The organism is Leifsonia shinshuensis (genome assembly GCF_014217625.1).
In the GTDB taxonomy this organism is placed as follows: domain Bacteria; phylum Actinomycetota; class Actinomycetes; order Actinomycetales; family Microbacteriaceae; genus Leifsonia; species Leifsonia shinshuensis_A.
Window position 1 is genome coordinate 2,557,566 of the sequence record NZ_CP043641.1, and the last position, 23,641, is coordinate 2,581,206.

A 23,641-nucleotide genomic window follows, 5' to 3' on the forward strand; every position below is an offset into this window, starting at 1 on the left:
GCGACCACAGGGCCCGAGGCGACGCAGCCTCGGCCGGTCTCGAATCCCTGAATCCTGCATCAGATGCAATTCCCCAGCCTTCCTGAACAAGCAGGTGCTGACCTCGCGCAACATCCGCGGAGGCTGGACGATGAGCGTGCTGATGGGCGGCCTCAACCACCAGATCGAGCACCATCTCTTCCCGAACATGCCCCGGCCGCACCTGCGCCGCGCGCGGGAGCTCGTCCGGGCGCACTGCGCCGCCCACGACATCCCCTACACGGAGACCGGGCTCGTGAACTCGTACCGGATCGTGATCCGCTACCTGAACCGGGTCGGGCTCGCCGCGCGCGACCCGTTCGACTGCCCCGCGGCCCAGCGGTTCCGCCGCGCCTGACAATCGTCTCCGTCCGCTCGCCTTCTGCCGTCGGATGGGTCAGACTGGGCAGACACCCTCCGGTTGACGTGAAGCCTCGCCTGGCAGCCGAATCTTTGCCCCCTTCCGGACAAACCGAGGAGGGCAACATCATGGGCTACCTCAGCTACGAGAACCACGACTACCCGTTCGAAGACCGTACGCTCGCGCACCTGCACATCGTCATCGTCAACAAGCTCCGGCACGGCCAGAGCTTCGCGATGTCGTGGAAGGACGTCACCGCAGTCGGCGGCGGACGCACCAGCATCTGGCTCCACCCGTCCAGCAACCTGCGGTTCCACTTCGACGGATCCCGCTCCCCCGCACTCAACGGGGACTGGCTCGCACAGCTCGCGGACTCCGCCGAGAGCTCCCGCGGGCTGATCATCGAATCGGAGGAACGCGCGCCGCTGCGGGCGCTCGAGTCCGCCTAGCCGTTGCACGGCGTGCCGTCATCGCAGACCCTGAGCCTCGCCGATCGGCGCCTGGTGGCGGCGTGGGCGGCCGACTGCGCCTCCCGCGTGCTCGCACTGTTCGAGGCCGAGGCCCCGCAGGACCAGCGGCCTCGCGACGCGATCGCCCGCGCCAGGGCCTTCGCACGCGGTGAGCTCGATACGGCCGGGGAGATCCGGAACCGTTTCGTCGCCGGCCGCGCCGCGCGGGACGCGACCTCCGCTCCCGCCATCGCCGCCGCCCGTTCGGCGGCGCAAGCGGCCGCGGTCGCGCACATGGGCGCGCACGCCCTCGGCGCCGCGGCGTACGCGGCGCAGGCGGTCGCACTCGCTCCGAACGCCGCGCCGACGGCCGCCGAGGAGGAGGTCGACCGGCAGCTCGCCCTGCTGGACGAGCAGACCCGCGCAGCGCTCGCCCTATTGCCGCCGCTCGGCGAGGACCGCGCAGGCCCGCTCGGGTCCGGCCTCCTCACGACGGGTGTGCTGGGCGACGCCATCCGGAGGCTGCAGGAGCGGCTCTGAGGATCTCAGTCCTGGCGCGCACGAGCGGGACCTGGACGCGACCCCCACGTCACGGCGGCGGCACAGGTCAGAAGGACCGCGACGCTGGACAGCACCGCGGTGGGGGCGGAGCCGAACACGCCCGCGACCACGAGGGAGATCGCGGCGCCGCCGGCAGACCCGGTCGCGATCAGCCAGCCCGCTGTCCGGCCGGCGGCCGAGCCGGGCACCCCGGTCAACGCTGAACCGAGCAGCAGCGCGTATCCGGGAGCGACCAACGGCACGACCACGCAGAGCAGCACCGCCGAGACGGACGAGTCCGTGATGAACGCGGCAGCGACGGTCAACGCCGACGCGACGACGCCGGCCACCACGAAACAACTGGTCGCCTGCACGCCGGCTCTGACCACGATCGCGCCCAGGAACCGTCCTCCCGCCATCAGGATCCAGAACACCGACGTGCCGACAGCGGCGTACGCGGGCGACAGGTCGAGCAGCGTCTGCGGGAGGACGCTCGACCACCCCGAGAGGATGGTCTCCGCGCCGACGAAGAGGAACAGGGCCGCAGCGAGCATGAGCAGCCGCCTCCGCCCGCCGCCCGCCGCCCGCGGCCGGCCCGCGCGCGGTGACGGGGCGCTCGGCCAGCCGGAGCGAAACCGGAGCGCGACAGCGAGCCCGACGACCGGGACCGCGACGATCGTGAGCGTCGTCACCGTGAGCGCGTCCAGCTGTACGACAGCCATCAGGAGCGGCGCGCAGGCCGCGGCCACGGCCGACGTGCCGTTCAACCACGCGAGCCGCGCGGGAGTGGACGTGCTCGAGTGGACCCGGGCGAGCGTCGTCGCGCCGGCTTCGACGAACCCGAAGCCCACCCCCGCCGTCGCCGCAGCCACGAAGAACATCGGCGTGGAGTCCGCGAAGGCGATGACGCCGAGGCCGGCTCCCTGCAGCGCCAGCCCCACCGGCAGCAGCGCCGTCGCCCGGATTCCCGGCACGGCCGCCACCAGGACACCGGCGAGCAGGCCGAAGAACAGCAGCGAGACGCCCGGGAGCAACACCTCGGATCCGACTCCGAGACGGGCCGCCACACCCGGTATCGCAGCAGGCACGGTCGCACCCGTGACGCCGAGGGAGCCGAAGGCGAAGAACAACGACGGCAGAAGCCCACGCGCCCCATCCCTCCCGGCCGGTGCGGGGGTGCGCTCCGGACTCGTGGCGCCCGCGTCAGGCTCGGGTCGCGTCATCGAGCAGTTCGAGAATATGCCGGTAGGGCTTGCCCGTCGCCCGGGTCATCCCGAGTTCGCAGGTCCGGTTCGCGGACGCGTACGCGGTGAAGGTGCGGCCGGCGAGTTCCGCCGACTCCGCCCGGGTCGCGGACGCGGTGAGCTCGGGGTGCAGCATTCCACGGTCCCCGGCGAAACCGCAGCATCCCCAGCCGTCGGGAACGACGACGTCCGGGCTGATCGCTCGTGCGACGGCGAGCATCGGGTCCGTCACGCCGAGGTGGGTGGACGAGCACGTCGGATGGACGGCGATCGACTCCACCGGGCGGCTCACCGTCAGTTTCGGGAGAACCTCCCGTTCGATGAACGGGACGGCGTCGATCACCGTCAGCCCGCTGCCGGCGGCCAGGTGCAGGAACCCTTCGGTGCACGAGACGCCGTCGGAGATCACGGGAAGCTCGCCGCCCCTGGTCGCTTCCCGAAGCACCGCGAGCACAGTGTCGCTCATCGTCTCGTGACCGTCGAGGTTCCCCTTCGATGTCCACGGCGTCCCGCAGCACAGCGAGTCCACTCCCTCCGGGACCAGCACCTGCACGCCCGCGCGGGCGCAGAGAGCGAGGAACGCCTCCCGCACGCCCTGCGACGCGTCGGCGGGCCCGAACATCGACCCGATGCAGGAGGGCACGTAGACGGCGACCGCGTCGGCGTTCTGCTGCGGACGCCGTTTCGCGCCGCCGCGAGGCATCATGCGATCGTAGCGAGGGACGTTGTCGGCTCCGAGGACCGCGCGTCCCACGTCGGTGGCCGCGCGGACCAACGGGGTGGGCAGGACCTTCGCCGTGTTCAGCGCGACCGCCCCGGCCCGGGTGACCAGACCCCAATGCTTCGCGGCGGTGTTCCAGCCGGCGGAGAGGACGGATCCCTCCCGCTCGGCACGAAGGCGCTTCACCAGTGTGCCCGTGTCGATACGGACCGGGCACGCCGTCTGGCACATCCCGTCGGCGGCGCAGGTGTCCACGCCGTCGTACCCGTAGTCGCGGTCGAGCTCCGCGACGAGCTCCAGGTCGCCGGCGCGCACTGCCCGTTCGCGTTCCCGGCGGAGGACGATGCGCTGCCGCGGCGTGACGGTGAGGTCCTTGCTGGGGCAGACGGGTTCGCAGTAGCCGCACTCCACGCACCGGTCGACTTCGCTCTCGACGGTCGGGGTCGTCTTGAGGTTCTGCAGCGGCGCGTCCGGATCCTCGTTCAGGAGGACGCCGGGGTTGAGCAGCCCCGACGGGTCGGCGAGCTCCTTGACGCGGGACATCACCTGGTAGAGCTCGTCACCGAACTGGCGGCGTACGTACGGCGCCATGATCCGGCCGGTCCCGTGCTCCGCTTTCAGCGTCCCCTCGTGATCGAGGACGAGAGCGACCATCTCCTCGGTGAACGCGGCGTACCGTTCCTTCGAACGCGGGTCGTCGAAATGCTCGGTGAGCATGAAGTGGATGTTGCCGTCCTTCGCGTGCCCGAAGATGACGCTGTCCTCGTAACCGTGACGGTCGAACAGTTCGATGAGTCCCTCGCATGTCTCGCGGAGCGCAGCGACGGGGACGGCGATGTCCTCCAGGAGCGCGGTCGTGCCGGAGGGCCGACTGCCGGCGACGGTGGCGTACAGATCTTTACGGATGTGCCAGAGTGCGTTGCGCCGGCCTGCGTCCTGGGTGAGCGTCGCCGGCTGCGCGAGCGGAAGGCCGCCAGCGAGTCGGTCCCACGCCGTCAGGCGAGCGGCGAGCGCGTCGGCGTCCTGCTCCTGGTACTCGACCAGGAGCGCGGCGTGGTCCTCCACCCGCAGGCTCAGCAGTTCCTCGTCGGCGCCCGGGTCGCGCTGGGCGACTCTCAGAGCGGTGGCGTCCAGGAGCTCGACGGTCGCCAACCCGGATGCGACCAAGGCCGGCAGCGCGCCTGTCGCGTCAGCGAGTGTCGGGAAGTAGAGCATCCCGGTGGCGACGTGCGATCGAATCGGAAGGGTCGCGAAGGTGGCCTCGGCGACGAAGGCGAGCGTTCCCTCGCTTCCTACGACGAGGTGCAGCAGGATCTCGGCGGGCGAGTCGTGGTCGATGAACGCGTTGACGCCGTAGCCCATGGTGTTCTTGATGGCGTACTGCTGCTCGATGGTGGCGACCGTCCGCGGGTCGGAGCGGACCTGGTCCCGCAACCGGGCCAATCCCGACCAGAGGTCCGGGGCGACGGCTCTCAGCCGCTCGTCCGCGTCGGCTGCCCCGGTGTCCAGCACCGCGCCGTTCGGCAGCACCAGCACCGCCGACCGGATCGTGTTGTACGTGTTGAACTCGGTGCCGCAGGACATCCCGCTGGAGTTGTTCGCGACGACACCGCCGATCGTGCACGCGGCTTCGCTGGCCGGGTCCGGGCCGAGTTTGCGCTTGTGCCGGGCCAAGCGGGCGTTGACCTGCCGGACGGTCGCGCCTGGCTGGACGCGGACGCTCTCCCCGCCGTCGAGGACCTCGATGGCGCGGAAGTTCTTGCGGGTGTCCAGGAGCAGCCCGTCGGTGGACGCTTGACCGGACAGGCTGGTTCCGCCGGACCGGAAACCGACGGGCACAGCGGTGTCGGCGGCGAGCCTGATCAGGCCGGCGAGGTGGTCGCGGTCCTGCACCGTGACCACGCTCAGGGGTGTCATCAGGTAGTGGGACGCGTCGTGGGACATCGCCAGCCGGTCGATGGCGCGATCCCGGACGGTTCCGGGAGCCAGTCGTTCCAGGCGGGCGGCGAGGTCCGCGGTGAGTGCCACAGGAAGGTCCTCCGCTGTTCAGGCGACCGCGAGGGAATGGCCGGGGATGGCCGCGATCAGCTGGCGGGTGTACTCCTGCTGCGGGGAGTCGAAGATCGCGTCCGGTTCGCCGCTCTCCACGATCGTGCCGGCGCGCATGACGTACACCTGGTGGGAGACCAGGCGGACGACGGCCAGGTCGTGGCTGATGAACAGGTAGGACAGGCCGAGGTCGCGCTGCAGCGACACCATCAGGTCCAGGATCTGCTCCTGCACGAGCACGTCGAGCGCGCTCACCGCTTCGTCCATCACCACCAGCTCGGGGTTCAGGGCGAGAGCGCGAGCGATCGCGACCCGCTGCCGCTGACCGCCGGAGAGCTCGTGCGGGTACCGGTCGGCGAAGGACGCCGGGAGGGCGACCTTGTCGAGCAGGTCCGCGACGGTCTTCTTCCTGCTGGACGCGTCGCCGATCTTGTGCACACGCAGCGGCTCGGAGACGACCTGTTCGATCGTGTAGCGCGGGTCCAGCGACGCGTACGGGTTCTGGAACACCGGCTGCACCGATCGGCGGAACTCCAGCAGCTCCCGTTTGGACAGCGTGGAGACGTCGGCTCCGCGGTACGTGATCGTCCCGCCGTCGGCGTCCTCGAGCTTCAACGCCAGCCGCGCGGTGGTCGATTTGCCCGAACCGGACTCGCCGACGATGGCGACGGTCTCACCCCGCGGGATCTTCAGGCTGACATCGTCGAGCGCGAGGAACGGCTCCGCCTTCCCGCGGATCCGGTACTTCTTGACCGCTCCCGTCACCTCCAGCAGGATCTCGCGTTCCCGGCCGTCGGCGGTGGCCGCCAGCACCGGTGCGACCTTCGCGCTGGCCATTCCCGGCGCCGCGGCGAGGAGACGGCGGGTGTACTCGTGCTGCGGGTTCGCGACGAGCTCGGCAGCTGGTCCCGTCTCCACGATCTCGCCGCGGAACATGACCGCGACCCGGTCCGCCCGCTCCGCGGCGAGCGCGAGGTCGTGCGTGATGAGGAGGACGGCCGCGCCCATCTCGTCGGCGAGCTGCCCCATCTGGTCGAGGACCAGCCGCTGCACTGTGACGTCGAGCGCGGACGTCGGCTCGTCGGCGAGAAGCACCTCGGGGCGGCACGCCAGCGCCATCGCGATCAGCACGCGCTGACGCATCCCGCCCGAGAACTCGTGCGGGTACTGGTTGAAACGAGCGGGGGCGTCTGCGATGCCGGCGTGTTCGAGCAGGCGGATCGCCTCCTGCTTCGCCGCATCGCCCTTGGCGCGACCGTGCACGTGGAGGGCTTCGACGATCTGCGCCCCGATCTTCATCACCGGGTTCAGGTTCGTCATCGGGTCCTGCGGGACCAGACCGATCCGGTTGCCGCGGATCGAAGTCATCGCCTTCTCGCTCGCCGCAGTGATGTCGATCTCTTTCAGCGTGATCGTCCCGGAGGAGATCCGGCCATTCTCGGCCAGGAGCCGGTTCACGCACGCCGCGAGCGTCGACTTGCCGGAGCCGGACTCGCCGACGATGGCGACGGTCTCTCCCGCCGCGACGTCGAGGCTGACGTTCCGGACCGCTTCGACCTCGCCGTGCGACGTCGTGAACGTGACCGACAGGTCGCGGATGCTCAGCACGGGTTCGCGGGTGGAGTCCTGATTGGTGGAGTTCATCGTTCCTCAGCCTGTGTCGTGGTGAAGGAGTGCCGTCCGTGGAGGGTCGCGGCAGCGGCGTCGAGCAGGACGCGTTGGATGGCGTCGACGGTGACGAGTTCGGGCAGCTGCGGCGACGTCCCGTCGTCCGGGATCGCGCCGACGGTTCCGCAGAGTCTCATCGCACCGCCGGCGACGACGACGTCGTGGTCGAGGCCGAACCCGAACCACGTCCCGGTGAATCCGCCGTGGCCGAGCAGGGTCACGCGGTCTCCGGCGACGTCGAGGGTGCTTCGGCGGAATCCGACAGCCTGGTCGGGGCGGATCGGGTTCGGCTCGCTGAACCGGGCGAGGACGTCCTCGGGGACGAACTCGCCGCCGCGCAGCGCCGCCCCCAGCGTGAGGAGGTCGTCGACGGTGGAGAACAGGCCGGCATGGCCGGACGCGCCTCCCAGAGCGTGGGCGGCGTTTCCGTCATTGGCCTCGCCGCGCACGGGCGTGTTGCGCCAGCCGGTGAACCGGCCGGCGGTGAACGGGACCGGGTACGGAGTGCCGGTGACGACCATCCGGAACTCGTACGCGTCGCTGTCCGCGCTGGTCGCCGCGGTCTCCGACGGCACGGGCCCGTAGCCGCTGGTGAGCCGGAGCGGGTCGGCGATCAGCGTCCGATACGCGTCCCGGAGCGTCTCACCGGTGACCTCCTCGACGACGGCGCCGGCGAGCAGGAGCCCCAGGTCGGAGTAGCGCCAGGCCGTTCCCGGTGCGGAGGCGAGCGGGAGCTCCTGCGCACGCAGGATCGCCTCGTCGCGGTCCGTGGTCTCCAGGTAGAGCGGCCACCACGGGCGCAGCCCGGCCGTGTGCGTGAGCAGCTGGTACACGCTGACGTCGTCCTTGGCGCCGCCCGCGAACGCCGGCAGGAAGCTGCCGACGCGGGCGCTCAGGTCGAGGCGGCGGTCGGCGACAAGCCGCATCGCCATCGCGGTCGTCGCGGCGACCTTCGTGACCGAGGCCAGGTCGATCAGCTGCCCGCGTCGCATGGGCACCGGCGCGACGCCGGAGCCGGGCAGCACCGCCCAGCCGGCTGTGCGTACCTCGACGTCGGCCCCGGTTCGCACACCGACGATGCCGCCGGCGGGGTGCGCACCGGCGCCGCCCAGCTGGAGCAGCCGGTCGGCGTACGTGGCGATGACACTCATGCGACGACCTCGCCCGCCGCGCCCTGGAAGGTCACCCGCGGCCAGCCGTCGAGGGCGTCCGCTTCGGGGAGGCTGCCGTCCGGCGCCGGTGTGAGCCGCCCGATGACCCGGTCGCCCGACGCGCCGGTGCAGCTGGGGACGTTGGACGGCAGACCGTGCGCTGTGGCCCACCCGATGAGGGCGAAGGCGACGGCCTCCTTGTCGTCGGCGGGGACCCCGATCCGGTCGCTGGCCTGCACGTCCACGGCCGGGAGCAGCTCGGTGATGCGGCGCACCAGGACGGGGTTGCGCACCCCGCCGCCGGAGATGACCAGGACGTTCACTCCGGCCGCCCGGATCGCGTCCGCGACGGTTCGCGCGGTCAGTTCGGTGAGCGTGGCGACCAGGTCGGTCAGTGCCGGTCGGAGGCCGGTCGCCGCGAGGTGGCCGTGTACGTGGTCGAGGTGGAACAGCTCTTTGCCGGAGCTCTTCGGAGCCAGGAGGCTGTAGTACGGCTCGGCGAGGAGGCTCTCCAGCAGCACGTCGTCCACCGTTCCTGCGGCTGCGAGCGCGCCGTCCCGGTCGAAGGTGTCCGGTGTCTCCGCAGACGCGGTGACGACGGCGTCGATGAGAGCGTTCGCCGGGCCGATGTCCCAGGCGACCGGATCGGCTCCTGGCGCGATGACCGTGACGTTGGAGATGCCGCCGAGGTTCAGCGCTCCCGCTCGTGTGCCGGCGGCGGTGAACCGCTCCAGCAGGATCGTGTCCAGGATCGGGACCAGCGGTGCGCCTTGACCGCCCGCGGCGACGTCGGCGGCGCGGACGTCGGAGACGACCGGGAGGCCGGTGGCCTCCGCGATCCAGGCAGGCTGCCCGAGCTGGAGGGTGCCCAGCGCGCGCCCGTTCTCGACCCAGTGGAACACGGTCTGGCCGTGCGAGCAGATGAGGTCGACCGGTCCGGAGCCCGCCCGCGCGTGGGCCGCGATGGCGTCCGCCGCTGCGGCGGCGAACTCCTGCCCGATCTCGGTGTCGAGTTCGCAGGCGATGTCGAATCCCACCCGCGCCGGCGGCAACGCCTGGATCAGTTTCGTCCGCAGCCGCGCACTGTACGGGGTGGAGGTGGCGTATTCGATCCGGCCGGTGACGCCGCCCTCGACGGTTCGGAAGTCGACGATGGCCACGTCGATCCCGTCGTGGGAGGTGCCGGAGATCATGCCGAGGACGCGCATCAGAGCTGCCCTGCGCGTGGTGCGGTCTCCACGACCGTCCGGAGCACCCCGGCGGCGGCGGACAATGCGGTGCGCGCGTCGTCGACGCTCATCCCGGTGACGACCGTGGCGATGGCGAGCTTGGCGTTCCAGTCGGCCGCATCGAGTGCGGTGCGCGCGGCGGCGTCGTCGACGCCGGTCGCGAGGGTCACGATGCGGACGGCGCGGCGTACGAGTTTCGCATTCGTCGCCTTCACATCGACCATGAGCGTCTTGTAGGTCTTCCCGAGCTTGATCATGCTGATCGTGGAGAACATGTTCAGCACCAGTTTGGTGGCTGTCCCCGCGCCCAGTCGCGTGGATCCGGTCACGACTTCGGGCCCGACCGCGATCTCGATGCCGTGCTGGGCGACCTCGGAGATCGGCGCGTCCAGGTTGCAGGAGAGGCCGACCGTGAGGGAGCCGCGCTGGTTGCCGAGCCGCAGGGCGCCGAGAACATAGGGGGTCCTGCCGCTGGAGGCGATTCCGACGATCGTGTCGAGCGGGCCCGGGTCCACCTGTTCGAGGTCCGACCGGCCGGTCTCCTCGCTGTCCTCGGCGGACTCGATCGAGCTGACGAGCGCGGTCGGCCCGCCGGCGATGATCCCGAGGACGACATCGCCGTCGGTCCCGAAGGTCGGCGGGATCTCCGAGGCGTCGAGGACCCCGAGCCGACCGCTCGTGCCGGCGCCGACGTAGATGAGACGCCCGCCGGCACGCATCCGCTCCGACGTCGCGTCGATCGCTTCGATGATCGTGGGGAGGGCGTCGCGGACGGCGCCGGGGATGCGGGCGTCCCGGTTGTTCATCAGGGTGACCAGTTCGGCGACGCTGAGCTCGTCGAGCATCATCTCGTTGTCGGCGACCGCCTCGGTCATCAACTCGTCGAGTTCGGCGTCTGGTGAGTTGGTAGCCATCAGCGGCCTCCGGTCTTGGGGTCGAGAGCGGCGCGCAGGCTGTCGCCCAGCAGGTTGAGGCCGATGACGGCGCAGATCAGCGCGGCGCCGGGGAAGAGCAGCATCCACGGTGCGACGCTGGTGAGCGCCTGCGCCTCGTAGACCATGCCTCCCAGGGATGCCGCCGGCGGCGGTGTGCCGAACCCGAGGAAGCTCAGCGCCGCCTCCGTCAGGATCGCCCAGGACAGCGAAAGGGTGACCTGGACCACGAGGATGCCGCGCATGTTCGGCACGACGTGCTCGAACAGGGTCGAGAAGCGCTTGCGGCCGATCGCGGTCGATGCCAACACGTAGTCGGCGGACCGCAGCGAGAGCACCGGGCCACGGGCGACGCGGGCGAAGATCGGCATGTAGACGATCGCGATCGCGATCGCGACGGTGAACCAGCTGCGCTGCAGGGTCGCCGCCAGCGCCAGGGCCAGGAGCAGCGACGGGAACGCGAACAGCACGTTGGTGAGGATGCCCACCAGCCGGTCGGTCACGCCGAGGTAGAACCCGGCGAGGACCCCGAGCAGCGTGCCAACGACGGCGGCCGCGGCGACGGAGACGATCGCGATCAGGAGGGAGTTGGCCAGGCCGGAGGCGACGCGGGAGAAGGTGTCGCGTCCGAACTGGTCCGTGCCGAACCAGTGTGTGCCGCTGGGCGCCTGCAGCGCCTGCGTGACATCTTGGTGGGCTGGGTTGTACGGCGTGAGCCCGAACGCGGCCATCAGCGCGAGGACGATGACGATCCCCATCAGGATGATTCCGGCGACGCCGGAGACAGAGCGGAACGCGGCACGCCATGCGTGGGAACGGCGGCTGGAGTCCAGGGCGACGTCGGGGACGTTGCTCATCTCGGTAGCGGCGCTCATTGCACACGCACCTTCGGGTCGACGATCCGGTAGACGATGTCGGTGAGGAGGTTCACCAGCACGAACAGGGTCGCGATGATGAGCACGGTGCTCTGCACCACGGCGTACTCCTTCTGGGTGAGCCCGAGCAGGACCTGGCGTCCGATCCCGGGGATGGCGAAGATCTGTTCGGCGACGAGGGCGCCGCCGAGGAGGAATCCGAACTGCAGGCCGGTCATGGTGACCACCGGGATCAGGGCGTTGCGCAGGATGTGCCGCACCCGGAGCCGCCGCTCGGGGACGCCCTTCGCGCGGGCGGTGCGGATGTAGTCTTCGGCGCGGATCGAGAGGATCGCCGTGCGGGTGGTCTGCAGCACGGGCGGCGCGATGCTGATTCCGAGGACCAGCGATGGGAGGAGCATCTGCTGCAGATTCAGCGCCGGGTCCTGCAGGAACGTTTTGTAGCCCTCGCCGTTGGGGTACCAGCCGAAGGAGTTGGCCAGCCAGGTCGCCAGCACGGTGGCCAGGAGGAAGGACGGGATGGACAGCGCCAGGAGGCTCCCGAACTGGGTGACGTTGTCGCCGACCTTGCCGGGCCGGTTGGCGGCGAAGACTCCGCCGGGGACGCCGAGGACGAGACCGATGATGATCGAGAAGATCGCCAGCTCGATGGTGTTCGGAAGCGCCTGAGCGGTCATCGCCGCCACCGTCTGGTGCGAGGTGGTGTTGATTCCGAGGTTGCCGGTGAGCACGCCGCCGAGCCAGTCGAAGTACTGGACGATGAGCGGCTTGTCCAGGCCGTAGTACGCCTCGAGCTGCCGGATCTGCTCCTGGCTGAGGTCGCCTGCTGCGGTGCCGTACGCGGCCGTGATCTGATTGCCGGGGACGACCCGCAGGACGATGAAGGTGAGGATGGACACTCCGAGGAGGGTCAGGAGTGCTTCGCCGATGCGTCGGGTGACGGGGTGGCGGAGGATGCGCATGAGTCGTGTCATCACAGTCGGAGTGGGTTCGCGCCGGGACGGGTGGGCTGGAGGCCTCCCACCCGTCCCGGCTGGCCGGTCAGGAGAGGGTCGCCTTCCACAGCTGGCTCATGTCGGCGTCGTAACGCGTCTCGAGGCCGCTCATGCCGGAGCTGTGGACGATGTACTCCTTCGGGGTGAACAGCCAGACCCACGCGGCGTTGTCCACGAGCTGCTTCGTCACATCCGTGTAGATGGACTTGCGCTGGGCGACATCGGTGGTGGCGATGCCGTCGGCGAACAGCTTGTCGAGCTCCGGCGAGCTGTAGCCGGCGACCTTGTTGTACGTGCCGGTCGACGTGAAGTAGCGGGCGTACATGGTGTTCGGGTCGGCGCTGCCCGAGTTCTGCGCGATGGCCGCGTCGAAGTCGCCGGCGAGCCACTTCTGGACATAGGCGTTCGAGTCCAGCGACTGCACGTTGACCTTGATCCCGACCTTGCCGAGCTGAGCCTGCACGTTCTGCGCCTCGTCCACCGCGGTGGAGTAGAGGCCCTGCGACGTCATCACGTTGAGGGTGAAGCCGTTGGGGGTGCCGGCCTTCTTCAGGTAGTCCTTCGCCTTGTTCAGGTCCTGCTTGGCGCAGGGCTGCGCGTTCGGGTCCGAACGGTACTGCGGGGAGGTGATCGGACCGGTCACGTCACCCGAGCCGAGGGCGGCGGTGTCGATGACATCCTGACGGGAGATCGCGCACTGGATCGCCAGCCGGGAGTTCACGTTCGCCAGGACCGGGGAGGCCGCTCGCAGCTGCAGCACGTGGTACTGCAGCGAGTTGGCCTGCTCGGTCTTGGTCTTGGCGGACGTGGCGGTCTTGGCGGTGACCGGGTTGTCGAAGACGGCGATGCTGACAGAGCCGGTCTTCAGCGCGGACACCATCGACTGCTCGTCCGGGATGATCCGGAACTCGAGCTTGGCGGCGCCGGGCTTGCCTGCGAAGAAGTCCGTGTTCCGCTCGAGCGAGATCGACTCGTTCGCGACGCGGGAGACCCACTTGTACGGGCCGGAGCCGACCGGGTTGGTCTGCAGGCTGTCCAGCGGGACGTCGGAGGGCACGATGCCGGTGTTCACCGCGGTCAGCCCCGACGGGAACGACGCGTCCGGCTTCTTCAGGTGCACGACCACCGAGGTCGGCGACGGTGCGTCGATGGAGGCCACGGAGGCGAAGTACGACCGCGAGCTCGCCTTCGACGCCGGGTCCATGATCTTCTCGTAGGTATACTTCACGTCCGTCGAGTCGAGTGCGGAGCCGTTGCTGAACTTCAGTCCGCTCTTGAGCGTGAACGTGTAGGTCAGGCCGTCCGACGACACCTTCGGCAGATCGGCGAGGTTCGCGACCGGAGCGTCGTTCTTGTCGGTCGTCAGGAGCGGGCTGTAGACCTGCTGGAGCACCTGGACGGACTGCTCGGACGTGATCGTCCAGGGGATCGTCTGGGTGGGGTCGGCCGTGATGCCGAAGACGAGGGTCGCGTTCGGGTTGGCCGACGCGGTGGGGGAACTGCTGGTGCCTGTACATCCTGCGAGCAGCATGGATGCGGCGGCAACCGCGGCGCCGGCGACGATCGCCGAGCGGCTGAAGCGGTTGACCTTCATTTCGGGCCTCCTTGGTGGGTGTTGCGCCTCTGTGAGCAACAACGTCGGCGACGTTGCCGGGAACGATAGGAGAATAATATTCCTCCTACGTTTCCAAGTTGTAAATTTTTTAGCACTAATGGATCCTTAAGTCCACACGCCGCCCACTACGGTGAACCTGAGCAGAGACGAGGAGGTCGGGGATGACCGAGGACATCTTGGTGCGGCTGCGCCAGGCGCTTCCGGGATTGCGGCGCAGCGAGCAGAGGATCGCCGAGGTCGCACTCGCCGAGCCTGCCACGGTCGCCGGCCTGAGCATCACCGAGCTCGCCGCCCGGTGCGGAACCTCCACCGCGACGGTCGCCCGGTTCTGCCGCAACGTCGGATTCGACGGGTACAAGAGCTTCTGCCTCGCCCTGGCTCGGGCCGCCGTCGACGAGAGCGGCCGCCGCTATCACTTCGGCGTATCCGAGGGCGACATCGACCCCGCCGACTCCACGCGCGATGTCGTGCGCAAGCTCGCCTTCCAGGAGGCGCGGGCCGTGGAGGAGACGGCGGAGGCCCTGGACCTGGATGAGGTCGACCGCGTCGTGGACGCGATCATCGAGGCGCCGTTCATCGACGTCTACGGCTCCGCCTCCAGCGGCCTGGCCGCCCAGGACCTCGGCCAGAAGCTCCGGCGCATCGGCTTGTTCGCCAACGCCTGGACGGACGCCCACCTCGCCCTGACCAGTGCGGCCGTGCTGCGCCCCGGCCTGGTCGCGATCGCATTCTCGCACTCCGGCGAGACCGAGGAAGCGCTGTCGGCGATCGAGACGGCCAAACGCGCGGGAGCGTTCACGGTGGCGATCACGAACTTCCCGGACTCCCCGCTTGCCCAGCTCTCCGACGCGGTGCTGACGACCGTGTCCCGCGAGACCCGCTTCCGCTACGGGGCGATGTCGAGCCGGATGGCGCAGCTGATGATCGTGGACGTGATCTTCATGGGCGTGGCCCAGCGCCGCCCGGAGGACGTGACCGCATCGCTGGCCGCCACGCTCGCGGCGGTCGAGGGACGCCGTCGCCCGCGACGCAACGGCAGCTGAGTCACAGCTCCCGCGCCATCCCGACCTGGGGCTCGCCCCATTCGGCGAGCGTCTCCCTGGTGCCGTCGAGCCGCCAGCCGGCCTTCTCGTAGAAGGCCCGCGATGGCGCGTTCTGCTCGAACACCCACAGTGTGGCGTCGCGTGCGCCGAGGTCGCGCAATCCCTGTTCGGCGCTGGCGAGCAGCGTTCGCCCGTACCCGCCGCCCTGCGCATACGGGGAGACATACAGGGAGCTGACGTAACCGGTGTGCGGGCCGGCGAGCCGGAACCCGATGAATCCGGCGACACCGCCGTCGGCGTCCTCCACCGCCAGGTAGGTGTCGTCGCCGGCGCCGAGCGCGTCCTGCCACAGGGAGAGCGCACGCTCCGGCGTCATCCGCTCGATCAGCGCCTCGGGCATGATCTGGCTGTAACTGACCCGCCAGCAGTCCAGGAACACCTGCGTGAATGCCGCGGCGTCGGCCGCGGTGGCGTGTCGGATCGCGGGCATGTGTCCTCCGGGTTGTGCGGCCTCTTGTGGTGAGTAGGCTACCGTCCACCTCACCGTCGACCTAAGGGATCAGGCCGCCCTCACGTGCTCTGTTGATGGCGGACACCTTGTCGTGGCATTGCAATTTGCCGTATGCGTGCTCGAGGTGTTTGCGGACGGTGGACGCTGAGATGCCGAGGCGCGAGCCGATGGCGAAGGCGGTCATACCCGTCGTCAGATAGCGGATCACCTGGACCTCGCGAGCGGTCAGTTCCGCCGGATTCCATTCGACCGTCGCGAAGCGGTGTATCGATCCTCGTGGGTCGGGGATTGAGTCGTACATTTTCATCACTTCCGCGGAGGATCCGCTGTCGCCGGCAGACTGAGCAGGCGCTGCTCGATCGCGTCGGCCGCCGTGCGCGAACCGCCTGTGCCGGCGTACCCGCGGGAGACCCGCTCTGCTCCCGCGCGCATGCCCATCGCCTGGTCGACCGCGGTCCGGAGACGGGAGGGAGTGAGCTTCTTCCGTGCCAGCCGTGTGCCGGATCGGCTGACCTCCACGCGCCGGGCGACTTCCAGCTGGTCGCGACCGAACGGCACGACGCAGACCGGGACACCGTAGGCGAGTGCCTTCTGCGTCGCTCCCATCCCACCGTGCGTCACGGCCACGGCGGCGCGGCGGAGGACCACGCTGTGCGCGACGTAGTCGACGACCGTGGCGTTGGCGGGGACATCCAAGTCGGCTGGCACACCGACCGGAATGGTGGCGATGACGTGGACGGGCTGGTCGCGGAACGCTTCGAGCGCCGTCCGCACCAGGACCGTGTCGTCTTGGAACTCCGAGGATGTCGTGACCATCACGATCGGCGCGGTGATGTCGTCGAGCCAGGCGGGTTCTTCTGCCGGCGGCTCCCATGCCGATGCGCCGATCATGACGACGTCCGGTCCCCACTCGGTGGTCGCGTACTCGAACGGTTTGGCGGTGGCCACAAGCATGAGCGGTGCTTTGCGGGCGAATTCCTCCGCCGATGCGACCGGGGCGAGCCCGAGACTCTGACGCAGCTCGTTGAGGCGAGGGAGCATTCCGCGCTCGGCGGCCCCGAGCACCATCCGGCCGACGACGGCGTCCCGGACCGCGCCGAGCGGTCCTGTCATGGGTGCCAACCCCGGCCCGAACGGCGGTGTCCCCGCAGAGTGCAGGGCGGGCGTGTATGGGGCGAACGTCGCCCACGGCCCTCCCCAGGCTTCGGCGGCGAAGCCTGCTCCCCAGCTGTTGACATCGATGATGACGACATCGGGTCGCACGTCGCTGATCGCCGCTTCCAGATCCGGCGCTTCCAACGCCCCACGGGCTGCGAAGACATCGGCGACCAACGACAGTGCCTGTCTCGGTCCCTTGGCCGTGAAATCGTTCAACGGCCGGGCTTCGATTCCCGGATCGATCGGTCGGGTTGCGAGCCCGAGGCCGTGCATCAGTTCGACACGGCTCTCCAGTGTGCACACATGCACGTCATGGCCTCTCCGACGGAGCTCGAGAAGGATCGGAGTCAGAGGGTAGAGGTGTCCGATCGCCGGTGACGTGTAGGCAAGAACGGTTGACATCAGAGCGGTTCCTTCGTGAACGGTGCGAGCATCTCGACGATGGCCGCCTCTGTGCGGCGACGGCTCAAAGCACTGTCGCGGCGCAGGAGTTTCCAGGTGTAAACGTCGCAAATAGCTACGAACTGTGCGCGACGCCGATCACCGGTATCGCTTCCTGCGGGTGGCAAGAACGGGGCGAACACCTTTTCGCACCAGTCACGGTGCAGGCGTCGGCCGTTGTCCGTTATCTCCTTGATGGCGGGGACTCGCTCTTCCTCGCCGAGCATGCGCATCACCAGGTCGCCCATCTCCTCGTAGTGGTCGATGAGGTTCGCGACCGCGCCGGCCACATCGCCCGGCGTGACGGTGAATCGATCGTCGCGAACCCGCCCCGCCTCCCGCTTGGTGGTCGCAGCGAAGAGCTTCTCCTTGCTGCCGAACCTCCGCAGGACGGTCTGGACCGTCACGCCGGCCAGGGCGGCGACCTGATCGAGCCCGATCTGGTCCGAGGGACGCTGGGTGAACAGCTCAGCGTAGGCGTCCATGATCCGTTCGGCCGTCGCGGCGGCGGACTCCGCCCGCGCGACCATACGGTAAGGGCGCACCGGCTCGGATTTCATGTTAGTCAGACTAACGTTAAAATGAGAACGAGTCAATGAATCGACCGGCGGGCGAGCGGCGGGCGAGCGACCCCCGAAATCACTGGGATCTCGGCCATCTTCCGGGGTCGGCGTGGAACGGATCAGACCACGAGCGCGCGGATCGCGGTCGCCGCCGCACCCCGCGCCCAGTCCTCGAACGTGTGCGGCCGAACGGCAAGCTCGCACTGATCGGCGGAGGCGAACACGTGCTCCGCGTACGAGCGGCGGAGCGGCTCCTCGATGAGATCGAAGTCGGCCACTCCCTCTCCACCGATCACGACGAGCTCCGGGCCGACCAGATTGACCAGGCTCGCGATCGCGGCGCCGATCACCCGGCCCGCCTCGTCGAAGACCTCGACGGCGGCGCCGTCCCCGGCCCTCCGCAGCTCCACCGCTTCGCCCATCGTGACAGGACGCCCGTGCGCGGCTGAGATCGCGGCCACGATCGCCGTCGTGGAGGCCACCGCCTCCACGCAGCCGCGACGGCCGCACGCACACACCTTGTCGGGCGACGTGAGCGGGAGGTGACCGATCTCGCCTGCCACTCCGTAGGCGCCCTCGACGACCTCGCCGTTCAGGTGCAGGCCGGAGCCGATGCCGCGGCCGATGGTGACGATCGCGAACGAGCTCGTCCCGAGCCCGACGCCGAACCAGTGCTCGCCGATGGTGAGCGCCCGCACGTCGTTCTCGACCACCACGCGCCTGCCGAGCCGCTCCTGGAGCGCGGCGCCCAGTTCGACGCCCTTCCACCCCATCAGCGCGGAGTCGCGGACGACGCCCTTCTCGGTGTCGACATCACCCGACACGGCGACGCCGACGGACGCCAGCCGAGAGCCCAGTCCGTCGAGGCCCGTCTCCAAGAGCCCGCAGAGCTCCACGATCGCGTCGGCGACCTCCGTCGGTGCCTGCGATGTCAGCGGCAACCGCTCCGACGCGATCACCCGTGTGGTGAGGTCGGTGGCGACGCCGATCAGCTCGTCCGCGTTCACCTTGATCCCGAGCGTCACCACCGCGTCGGGAACGAGCGCGACCGGGCTCACCGGTCGGCCGGGCAGGCCGGTCAGGGTCGGCCCGAGCGAGTCGTTCAGGAGTCCCACGGCGACCAGCGGAGCGACGGCCTTGGTCACGGCCGCCTGCGACAGGCCCGTGAGCTTGGCCACGTCGATCCGGCTGATCGGGCTCCTGGTGAGGATCGTGGTGAACACGCGCGTGGCAGCGTCGGACGACGAGCCGAGCAGCGCCGTCCGTGTCCGCACCTCGTCGTTCATGTCCATCGCCCGATCAGGATACGGGTTCCGGGACCGGGACGACGGCCGTTCCCGCCGCGGGGACGAGCACGTCGAAGTCGGAGCCGGCGGAGCGGACCGGCACGCGGCGCTCCGTCGTGCCGGGGTTGTGGAGCACGGCCTCCCGCAGCGCACCATCCGACCAGGCCAGGTCGACCACGATCCCGCCGCGGGCGTGGAGGCCGTCGACGCGGCCCTCCGGCCAGGCCGCGGGGAGCGCGGGCAGCAGGTGGATGCGACCGCCGTGGCTCTGCAGAAGCAGCTCCGCGATCGCGGCCGGGAAGCCGAGGTTGCCGTCGAGCTGGAACGGCGGGTGCGTACTGAACAGGTTCGGGAGGAGGCCGCCCCACTCCGAGCCGTCCACCGGCCCGTGCCTGCGGGCGTCCCCGCTGTAGGGGGCGAGCGCCTCGCGGAGCAGCTCGTGCGCGGTCTCGCCGTCGCCGAGCCGGGCGCGCAGCGCGATCTTCCACGCCCAGGACCAGCCCATCGCGCCGGGGCCGCGGGCGTCGAGGAAGCGCCGGGCCCCGTCCGCTAGCGCGGGAGTCGACTCCGGGGTGATGAGCTCCAGCGGGTAGACGCCGACGAGGGCGGAGAGGTGCCGGTGGGCAGGCTCGTGCTCGGCGACCTCCGCCGACCACTCCAGCAGGCGGCCGTCGGAGCCGGTACGGGGGTCGGGGATGGTCCGGAGTGAGGCCACGACCTCCCGGCGCAGAGCGGCGTCGGCGCCTTCGGCATCGACGGTGTCGATCGCGACCGTGTCGATCGCGACCAGGGCGCGCTCGAACAGCGCGCGGATCAGTTCGAGGTCCATCGTCGACGTCAGCCCGAGCGCCCGGGGCACGCCGTCCGCGTCGAGGTACTGGTTCTCCGGTGAGGTGGACGGCGCGAGGTAGGCGACGCCGTCGGCGTCGACCTGCAGCCAGTCGAGGCAGAATTCGGTCGCACCGCGCAGCAGCGGCCAGATCCGCTCGCGCAGCAACGCGTCGTCACCGGTGAACTCGTACTGGTCCCAGAGCGAGTGGCAGAGCCAGACGCCGCCCATCATCCAGATCGCCCAGCTCGGAGCGCCGTGCCCCATGCCGACCGGGAGGCTCCAGCCCCACAGGTCGCTGTTGTGGTGCGCGACCCAGCCGCGGGCGCCGTAGAGCTCGCGCGCGACATCCCGGCCGGTGAGCGCGATGCGCTCGACCAGCGAGATCAGCGGCTCCGCCTCCGCCGTGAGCCCGAGCGGGCCGGCCGCCCAGTAGTTCATCTCGGTGTTGATGTTGATCGTGTAGTTGGAGGACCAGGCGGGCCGCAGCTCGCCGTTCCAGATGCCCTGGAGGTTGGCCGCGGGTCCGCCGGGGGTCGAGCAGGACTCCAGGAGGTAGCGGCCGTACTCGGCCGCGACCGTCGCGCGGAGGCCGTCATCGGCGCCGTCGAGCACGTCCCGCTGCACATCCCACCGGCCGGCACGCCGGCCGCCGATCGCGAACCGCGCCGCCGCACGGCGCTGCACGCCGGCGACGGACGGGGACGTGTTCTCGCCAAGCGCGCCGAGAACGCGCTCCCGCGCGCGGTTCCGGATCGTCTCATGGGAGACGCTCCGCCACTCGTCGTCTGCGCCGGCCCACCACGACTCAGCGCGGGACGACGACGAGAGGGCGATCGACAACCGACTGGCATGACGGATCGTCAGACCGGAGTCGTCGGATTCGGCCGTGCCGTCGCTTCGCACACCAAGGGCCGTGGATGCGAAGCCGTCATATGTTCCGTCGCCCGGCTCCGCGTAGCGCAGGGCGGGGACGACGGAGGGTTCGTGCAAGGGCGCCCCGTCGATCGGGACGGCCAGGTCGAGCTCGAGCTCGCCGTTTCCGTTACGGCGGCCGAGCTCCCGCAGCGGGGAGGTCAGGCTCACGCGCACCTCGGGCAGCGGCCCGTCCGCCTCGATGCGGACGACGAGCGTGTGCCCGGCGACCCACGAGACGCGGCGGACGGCGACGCCGCCGACCTCCAACCGCTCCTCCAGGTACGCCTCGTCCAGGTCGAGCACGCGCGCGGGCTCCCCTGCGGCCGGGACGGCTCCGGGGAGTCCGACGAGCAGGTCGGCGAGCGGCAGGAACTCCTGCGAGTACCGGCCCTCGAAGGTCAGGAGGAGGCGCTCGGCCTCGGCGAGGTCGCCGCTCGCGAGCGCGGCGCGCACCTCGCCCAGCCGGGAGGGGCCGGCGCCGCCCGCGAGGACGCGGCGCAGCTCCTCTGCCGCGGTGTCCGGGCTGCCCGACCAGATCGTGGCGTCGTTCACCTGGTAGCGGCCGGTCGCGCCGCCGAACACCATCGCGCCGAGGCGCCCGTCGCCGAGCGGGACGGCCTCCTCCCAGTGGGCGGCGGGCGCCGGCCAGGAGAGCTGGAGCGTGTTCTTCGTCATGGGGGTCCCGAGTGTCCGTTCACCGATCGCAGGAGGCCGATTCACGTCCGTGTGCTGGACCGGAAATCGCCGGGCGGGGTTGCAGATCACACAGTAGGCATGGTTTATTGACACTGTCAAGCAATCCCATCCTCCGAGGAGCCATCCATGCTCGACGGCTACGGCGCCGTACTCGCCCTGCGTGCTGCGGGCACCTCCTTCGTCCTCGACACGGACGGACGAGTGCCCCGCGTGCTGCACTGGGGCGCCGACCTCGGACCGCTCGATCCCGCCACGATGGAGGCCCTGCGCGACAGCGGCGGCCCCGCCGTGCTCAACAACTCGCCGGACGTCCCACGGTCGTTCAGCCTGTGGCCCAGCGAGTTCGAGGGCTGGGCCGGGACACCCGCCCAGGAGGGCCACGCCGCCGGTTCGGCGACGACGCCCCGCCCGCACACCGTGGCCGTGCGCTACGAGACCGACGGCCCGGACGGCGACCTCGGCGGCCGCATCGAACTCGACCTCGCGGACGAGATCACCGCGCTGCGCTCGACCATGTCGATCGCACTCGACCGGTTCGGGGTGCTCGCGGTCGACGTCACCGTCACCCGCGACGCGGCCCTCTCCGCCGACGAGGTGACCGAGCCGTACACGCTCGACGCGCTCCGCGTCCTGCTGCCGGTGCCGGAGCGCGCGACTGACATCCTCGACTTCACGGGCAAGTGGTGCCGGGAGCGCGCGCCCCAGCGCGGCCCGCTGTTCTTCGGCAGCCACGTCCGCCGCGCCCGGCGCGGCAAGCCGGGCCACGACGCCCCGTTCCTGGTCGTCGCCGGCACCGAGGACCTCGGCTTCCGCCGCGGGGAGGCCTGGGCCGCGCACCTCGCCTGGAGCGGCGACGCCGAGTACGTCGTGGAGCGGCTCACCGAGGGCGCCGGCCCGTTCTCCTCCGTCCTGGGCGCGGGCGAAGGCCTCCGCCCCGGCGAGATCGCACTGGAGGACGGTGACAGCTACGTGGCGCCGACCGCGCTGTTCCTGTGGTCGGCGGACGGCCTCGACGGGCTGGCGGACCGCCTCCACCGCCGGCTGCGCGCCCGTCCCTCGCACCCGGTCAAGCCGCGCCCGCTCACGCTCAACTCGTGGGAGGCCGTCTACTTCGACCACGACCTGGACCGCCTCACCGCCCTCGTGGAGCGCGCCGCCCGGGTGGGCGTCGAGCGCGTGGTGCTGGACGACGGCTGGTTCCACGGCCGCCGCGGCGCGAACGCCGGGCTCGGCGACTGGATCGTCGACCGCTCCGTCTGGCCCGACGGCCTCGGCCCGCTGGTCGACATCGTCCGCGCGCACGGGATGGAGTTCGGGCTCTGGTTCGAGCCGGAGATGATCAACCTCGACTCCGACCTGGCGCGCGCGCACCCCGACTGGGTCCTCGGCCCGCGCCAGGCGCTCGGCGCCACCGCACGCGACCAGTACGTGCTCGACCTCACCCGCCCCGACGCCTACGCGTACGTGCTCGAGCGGATCAGCGCGATCGTCGCCGAGTACGGCGTCGACTACCTCAAGTGGGACCACAACCGCGACCTGTCGGAGGCCGTCAGCGGCTACGCCGGCGTCGACCGGCCCGCGGTCCACGAGCAGACCGTCGCGCTGTACCGGATGCTGGACACGCTGCGCGCCCGGCATCCCGGGCTGGAGATCGAGACCTGCTCCGGCGGCGGAGGCCGCGTCGACCTCGGCATCCTCGACCGCACCGACCGGGTCTGGGCGTCCGACTGCAACGACCCGGTGGAGCGCCTCCAGATCGAGCGCTGGACCCGGATGCTGCTGCCGCCCGAGCTGATCGGGTCGCACCTCGGCGCCGAGCGCTCGCACACGACCTCCCGGCGCACGGACCTGGCGTTCCGCCTGATCGTCGCGCTGACCGCGCACGCCGGGATCGAGTGGGACCTCCAGGAGGCCGACGACGAGCAGCTCGAGCAGATCGCGCGCTGGGGCGCCGCCTACCGCGAGTTGCGCGGCCTCATCCACTCCGGGCAGGTCGTGAACGCCGACCTCGCCGACGACACCACGCTGCTGACCGGCGTCGTCGCCGGCGACGGGAGCCGTGCGATCTTCACCTGGGCGCGGCTCGGCACCTCGGCGCCCGGCCAGTCCGGCCGGGTGCGCCTTCCCGGACTCGACGCCGGAGCGCGCTACGCGGTGCGCGTCCGCGACGACTTCGGTCCCGCGAGCCGGCACCAGAGCGCCGACCCGGCCTGGGTAGCCGCCGCGGCGAGCGCCGGCGGCGTCGTCCTCCCCGGCTCCGTCCTCGCCGTCGCCGGCGTCCCGCTGCCCACCCTCAACCCCCAACAAGCGATGCTGTTCGATCTCGTGCGGGTGCCCTGACCCAGAAGC

At 70.5% G+C, this 23,641-nt stretch carries 19 protein-coding genes and 1 pseudogene; 5 read left to right on the forward strand and 15 right to left on the reverse strand.

Annotation, left to right across the window (positions count from 1 at the left end; translation table 11 throughout):
- Positions 1-79: 79 nt before the first annotated feature.
- The 3 genes and pseudogenes from F1C12_RS12260 to F1C12_RS12270 form a co-directional block, all read left to right on the forward strand.
- Positions 80-376, forward strand: a pseudogene (locus F1C12_RS12260) (fatty acid desaturase family protein); the annotation flags it as partial.
- A 131-nt stretch (positions 377-507) separates the two neighbouring features.
- Positions 508-828: a DUF7882 family protein gene (locus F1C12_RS12265; RefSeq protein WP_185275283.1), complete on the forward strand. Its 321-nt coding sequence runs from the start codon at positions 508-510 to the stop codon at positions 826-828.
- A 12-nt stretch (positions 829-840) separates the two neighbouring features.
- On the forward strand, positions 841-1,368 hold the full coding sequence (locus F1C12_RS12270; RefSeq protein WP_185275284.1) for a putative immunity protein: 528 nt from the start codon (positions 841-843) through the stop codon (positions 1,366-1,368).
- A 5-nt stretch (positions 1,369-1,373) separates the two neighbouring features.
- On the opposite strand, the gene F1C12_RS12275 is transcribed toward F1C12_RS12270, so the two are convergent.
- From F1C12_RS12275 to F1C12_RS12315, 9 genes are all read right to left on the reverse strand, one after another.
- Positions 1,374-2,405 (reverse strand): MFS transporter, encoded by a 1,032-nt coding sequence (locus F1C12_RS12275; RefSeq protein ID WP_185275285.1) that lies wholly within the window; start codon positions 2,403-2,405, stop codon positions 1,374-1,376.
- Between the two features lie 166 nt (positions 2,406-2,571).
- Positions 2,572-5,361, reverse strand: a complete 2,790-nt coding sequence (locus F1C12_RS12280; RefSeq protein ID WP_308457985.1) for an FAD-binding and (Fe-S)-binding domain-containing protein — start codon at positions 5,359-5,361, stop codon at positions 2,572-2,574.
- An 18-nt stretch (positions 5,362-5,379) separates the two neighbouring features.
- Entirely contained in the window at positions 5,380-7,026 is a 1,647-nt protein-coding gene (locus F1C12_RS12285; RefSeq protein WP_185275286.1) for an ABC transporter ATP-binding protein, read from the reverse strand.
- Positions 7,023-8,201 (reverse strand): serine hydrolase domain-containing protein, encoded by a 1,179-nt coding sequence (locus F1C12_RS12290; protein ID WP_185275287.1) that lies wholly within the window; start codon positions 8,199-8,201, stop codon positions 7,023-7,025. The genes F1C12_RS12285 and F1C12_RS12290 overlap by 4 nt, the downstream gene beginning before the upstream one ends.
- Positions 8,198-9,409 (reverse strand): anhydro-N-acetylmuramic acid kinase, encoded by a 1,212-nt coding sequence (locus F1C12_RS12295; RefSeq protein ID WP_185275288.1) that lies wholly within the window; start codon positions 9,407-9,409, stop codon positions 8,198-8,200. The genes F1C12_RS12290 and F1C12_RS12295 overlap by 4 nt, the downstream gene beginning before the upstream one ends.
- A complete protein-coding gene (murQ, locus tag F1C12_RS12300; RefSeq protein ID WP_185275289.1) occupies positions 9,409-10,344 on the reverse strand; it encodes an N-acetylmuramic acid 6-phosphate etherase in 936 nt (311 codons plus the stop codon). Before murQ ends, F1C12_RS12295 begins: the two co-directional genes overlap by 1 nt.
- Positions 10,344-11,237, reverse strand: a complete 894-nt coding sequence (locus F1C12_RS12305; RefSeq protein ID WP_258045873.1) for an ABC transporter permease — start codon at positions 11,235-11,237, stop codon at positions 10,344-10,346. The genes murQ and F1C12_RS12305 overlap by 1 nt, the downstream gene beginning before the upstream one ends.
- The gene (locus F1C12_RS12310) at positions 11,234-12,199 is read right to left on the reverse strand and encodes an ABC transporter permease (RefSeq protein WP_185275290.1); all 966 of its coding nucleotides are present in this window, start codon (positions 12,197-12,199) and stop codon (positions 11,234-11,236) included. The genes F1C12_RS12305 and F1C12_RS12310 overlap by 4 nt, the downstream gene beginning before the upstream one ends.
- A 79-nt stretch (positions 12,200-12,278) precedes the next feature.
- On the reverse strand, positions 12,279-13,826 hold the full coding sequence (locus tag F1C12_RS12315; protein WP_185275291.1) for an ABC transporter substrate-binding protein: 1,548 nt from the start codon (positions 13,824-13,826) through the stop codon (positions 12,279-12,281).
- A 182-nt stretch (positions 13,827-14,008) separates the two neighbouring features.
- Between F1C12_RS12315 and F1C12_RS12320 the strand changes: the two genes are divergently transcribed.
- Complete coding sequence (locus F1C12_RS12320) at positions 14,009-14,890, forward strand: MurR/RpiR family transcriptional regulator (protein ID WP_185275292.1); 882 nt, start codon at positions 14,009-14,011, stop codon at positions 14,888-14,890.
- 1 nt (position 14,891) lies between these two features.
- Here the strand turns inward: F1C12_RS12320 and F1C12_RS12325 are convergent, their stop codons facing one another.
- The 6 genes from F1C12_RS12325 to F1C12_RS12350 form a co-directional block, all read right to left on the reverse strand.
- On the reverse strand, positions 14,892-15,380 hold the full coding sequence (locus F1C12_RS12325) for a GNAT family N-acetyltransferase (protein ID WP_185275293.1): 489 nt from the start codon (positions 15,378-15,380) through the stop codon (positions 14,892-14,894).
- Between the two features lie 61 nt (positions 15,381-15,441).
- Entirely contained in the window at positions 15,442-15,702 is a 261-nt protein-coding gene (locus F1C12_RS12330) for a response regulator transcription factor (RefSeq protein WP_185275294.1), read from the reverse strand.
- A gap of 5 nt (positions 15,703-15,707) precedes the next feature.
- Positions 15,708-16,514 carry a glycosyltransferase gene (locus tag F1C12_RS22890; RefSeq protein ID WP_374939529.1) on the reverse strand — a complete coding sequence of 269 codons (807 nt, stop codon included), beginning with the start codon at positions 16,512-16,514 and terminating at the stop codon, positions 15,708-15,710.
- A 446-nt stretch (positions 16,515-16,960) separates the two neighbouring features.
- On the reverse strand, positions 16,961-17,560 hold the full coding sequence (locus tag F1C12_RS12340; RefSeq protein WP_185275296.1) for a TetR/AcrR family transcriptional regulator: 600 nt from the start codon (positions 17,558-17,560) through the stop codon (positions 16,961-16,963).
- A gap of 122 nt (positions 17,561-17,682) precedes the next feature.
- Positions 17,683-18,855, reverse strand: a complete 1,173-nt coding sequence (locus F1C12_RS12345; protein WP_258045874.1) for an ROK family protein — start codon at positions 18,853-18,855, stop codon at positions 17,683-17,685.
- Between the two features lie 7 nt (positions 18,856-18,862).
- Positions 18,863-21,271: a glycosyl hydrolase family 95 catalytic domain-containing protein gene (locus tag F1C12_RS12350; protein ID WP_185275297.1), complete on the reverse strand. Its 2,409-nt coding sequence runs from the start codon at positions 21,269-21,271 to the stop codon at positions 18,863-18,865.
- Between the two features lie 147 nt (positions 21,272-21,418).
- Here F1C12_RS12350 and F1C12_RS12355 point away from each other — a divergent pair, with 147 nt between their 5' ends.
- On the forward strand, positions 21,419-23,632 hold the full coding sequence (locus tag F1C12_RS12355; protein ID WP_185275298.1) for an alpha-galactosidase: 2,214 nt from the start codon (positions 21,419-21,421) through the stop codon (positions 23,630-23,632).
- Positions 23,633-23,641 lie beyond the last annotated feature (9 nt).

Excerpts from the sequence above, each read along its gene's own strand:
- F1C12_RS12265 (WP_185275283.1), top strand. The coding sequence starts at position 508 with ATGGGCTACCTCAGCTACGAGAACCACGACTACCCGTTCGAAGACCGT.
- F1C12_RS12285 (WP_185275286.1), bottom strand. The coding sequence starts at position 7,026 with ATGAACTCCACCAATCAGGACTCCACCCGCGAACCCGTGCTGAGCATC.
- F1C12_RS12290 (WP_185275287.1), bottom strand. The coding sequence starts at position 8,201 with ATGAGTGTCATCGCCACGTACGCCGACCGGCTGCTCCAGCTGGGCGGC.
- F1C12_RS12295 (WP_185275288.1), bottom strand. The coding sequence starts at position 9,409 with ATGCGCGTCCTCGGCATGATCTCCGGCACCTCCCACGACGGGATCGAC.
- murQ (WP_185275289.1), bottom strand. The coding sequence starts at position 10,344 with ATGGCTACCAACTCACCAGACGCCGAACTCGACGAGTTGATGACCGAG.
- F1C12_RS12305 (WP_258045873.1), bottom strand. The coding sequence starts at position 11,237 with ATGAGCGCCGCTACCGAGATGAGCAACGTCCCCGACGTCGCCCTGGAC.
- F1C12_RS12310 (WP_185275290.1), bottom strand. The coding sequence starts at position 12,199 with ATGCGCATCCTCCGCCACCCCGTCACCCGACGCATCGGCGAAGCACTC.
- F1C12_RS12315 (WP_185275291.1), bottom strand. The coding sequence starts at position 13,826 with ATGAAGGTCAACCGCTTCAGCCGCTCGGCGATCGTCGCCGGCGCCGCG.
- F1C12_RS12320 (WP_185275292.1), top strand. The coding sequence starts at position 14,009 with ATGACCGAGGACATCTTGGTGCGGCTGCGCCAGGCGCTTCCGGGATTG.
- F1C12_RS12325 (WP_185275293.1), bottom strand. The coding sequence starts at position 15,380 with ATGCCCGCGATCCGACACGCCACCGCGGCCGACGCCGCGGCATTCACG.
- F1C12_RS12330 (WP_185275294.1), bottom strand. The coding sequence starts at position 15,702 with ATGTACGACTCAATCCCCGACCCACGAGGATCGATACACCGCTTCGCG.
- F1C12_RS22890 (WP_374939529.1), bottom strand. The coding sequence starts at position 16,514 with ATGACAGGACCGCTCGGCGCGGTCCGGGACGCCGTCGTCGGCCGGATG.
- F1C12_RS12340 (WP_185275296.1), bottom strand. The coding sequence starts at position 17,560 with ATGAAATCCGAGCCGGTGCGCCCTTACCGTATGGTCGCGCGGGCGGAG.
- F1C12_RS12345 (WP_258045874.1), bottom strand. The coding sequence starts at position 18,855 with ATGGACATGAACGACGAGGTGCGGACACGGACGGCGCTGCTCGGCTCG.
- F1C12_RS12350 (WP_185275297.1), bottom strand. The coding sequence starts at position 21,271 with ATGACGAAGAACACGCTCCAGCTCTCCTGGCCGGCGCCCGCCGCCCAC.
- F1C12_RS12355 (WP_185275298.1), top strand. The coding sequence starts at position 21,419 with ATGCTCGACGGCTACGGCGCCGTACTCGCCCTGCGTGCTGCGGGCACC.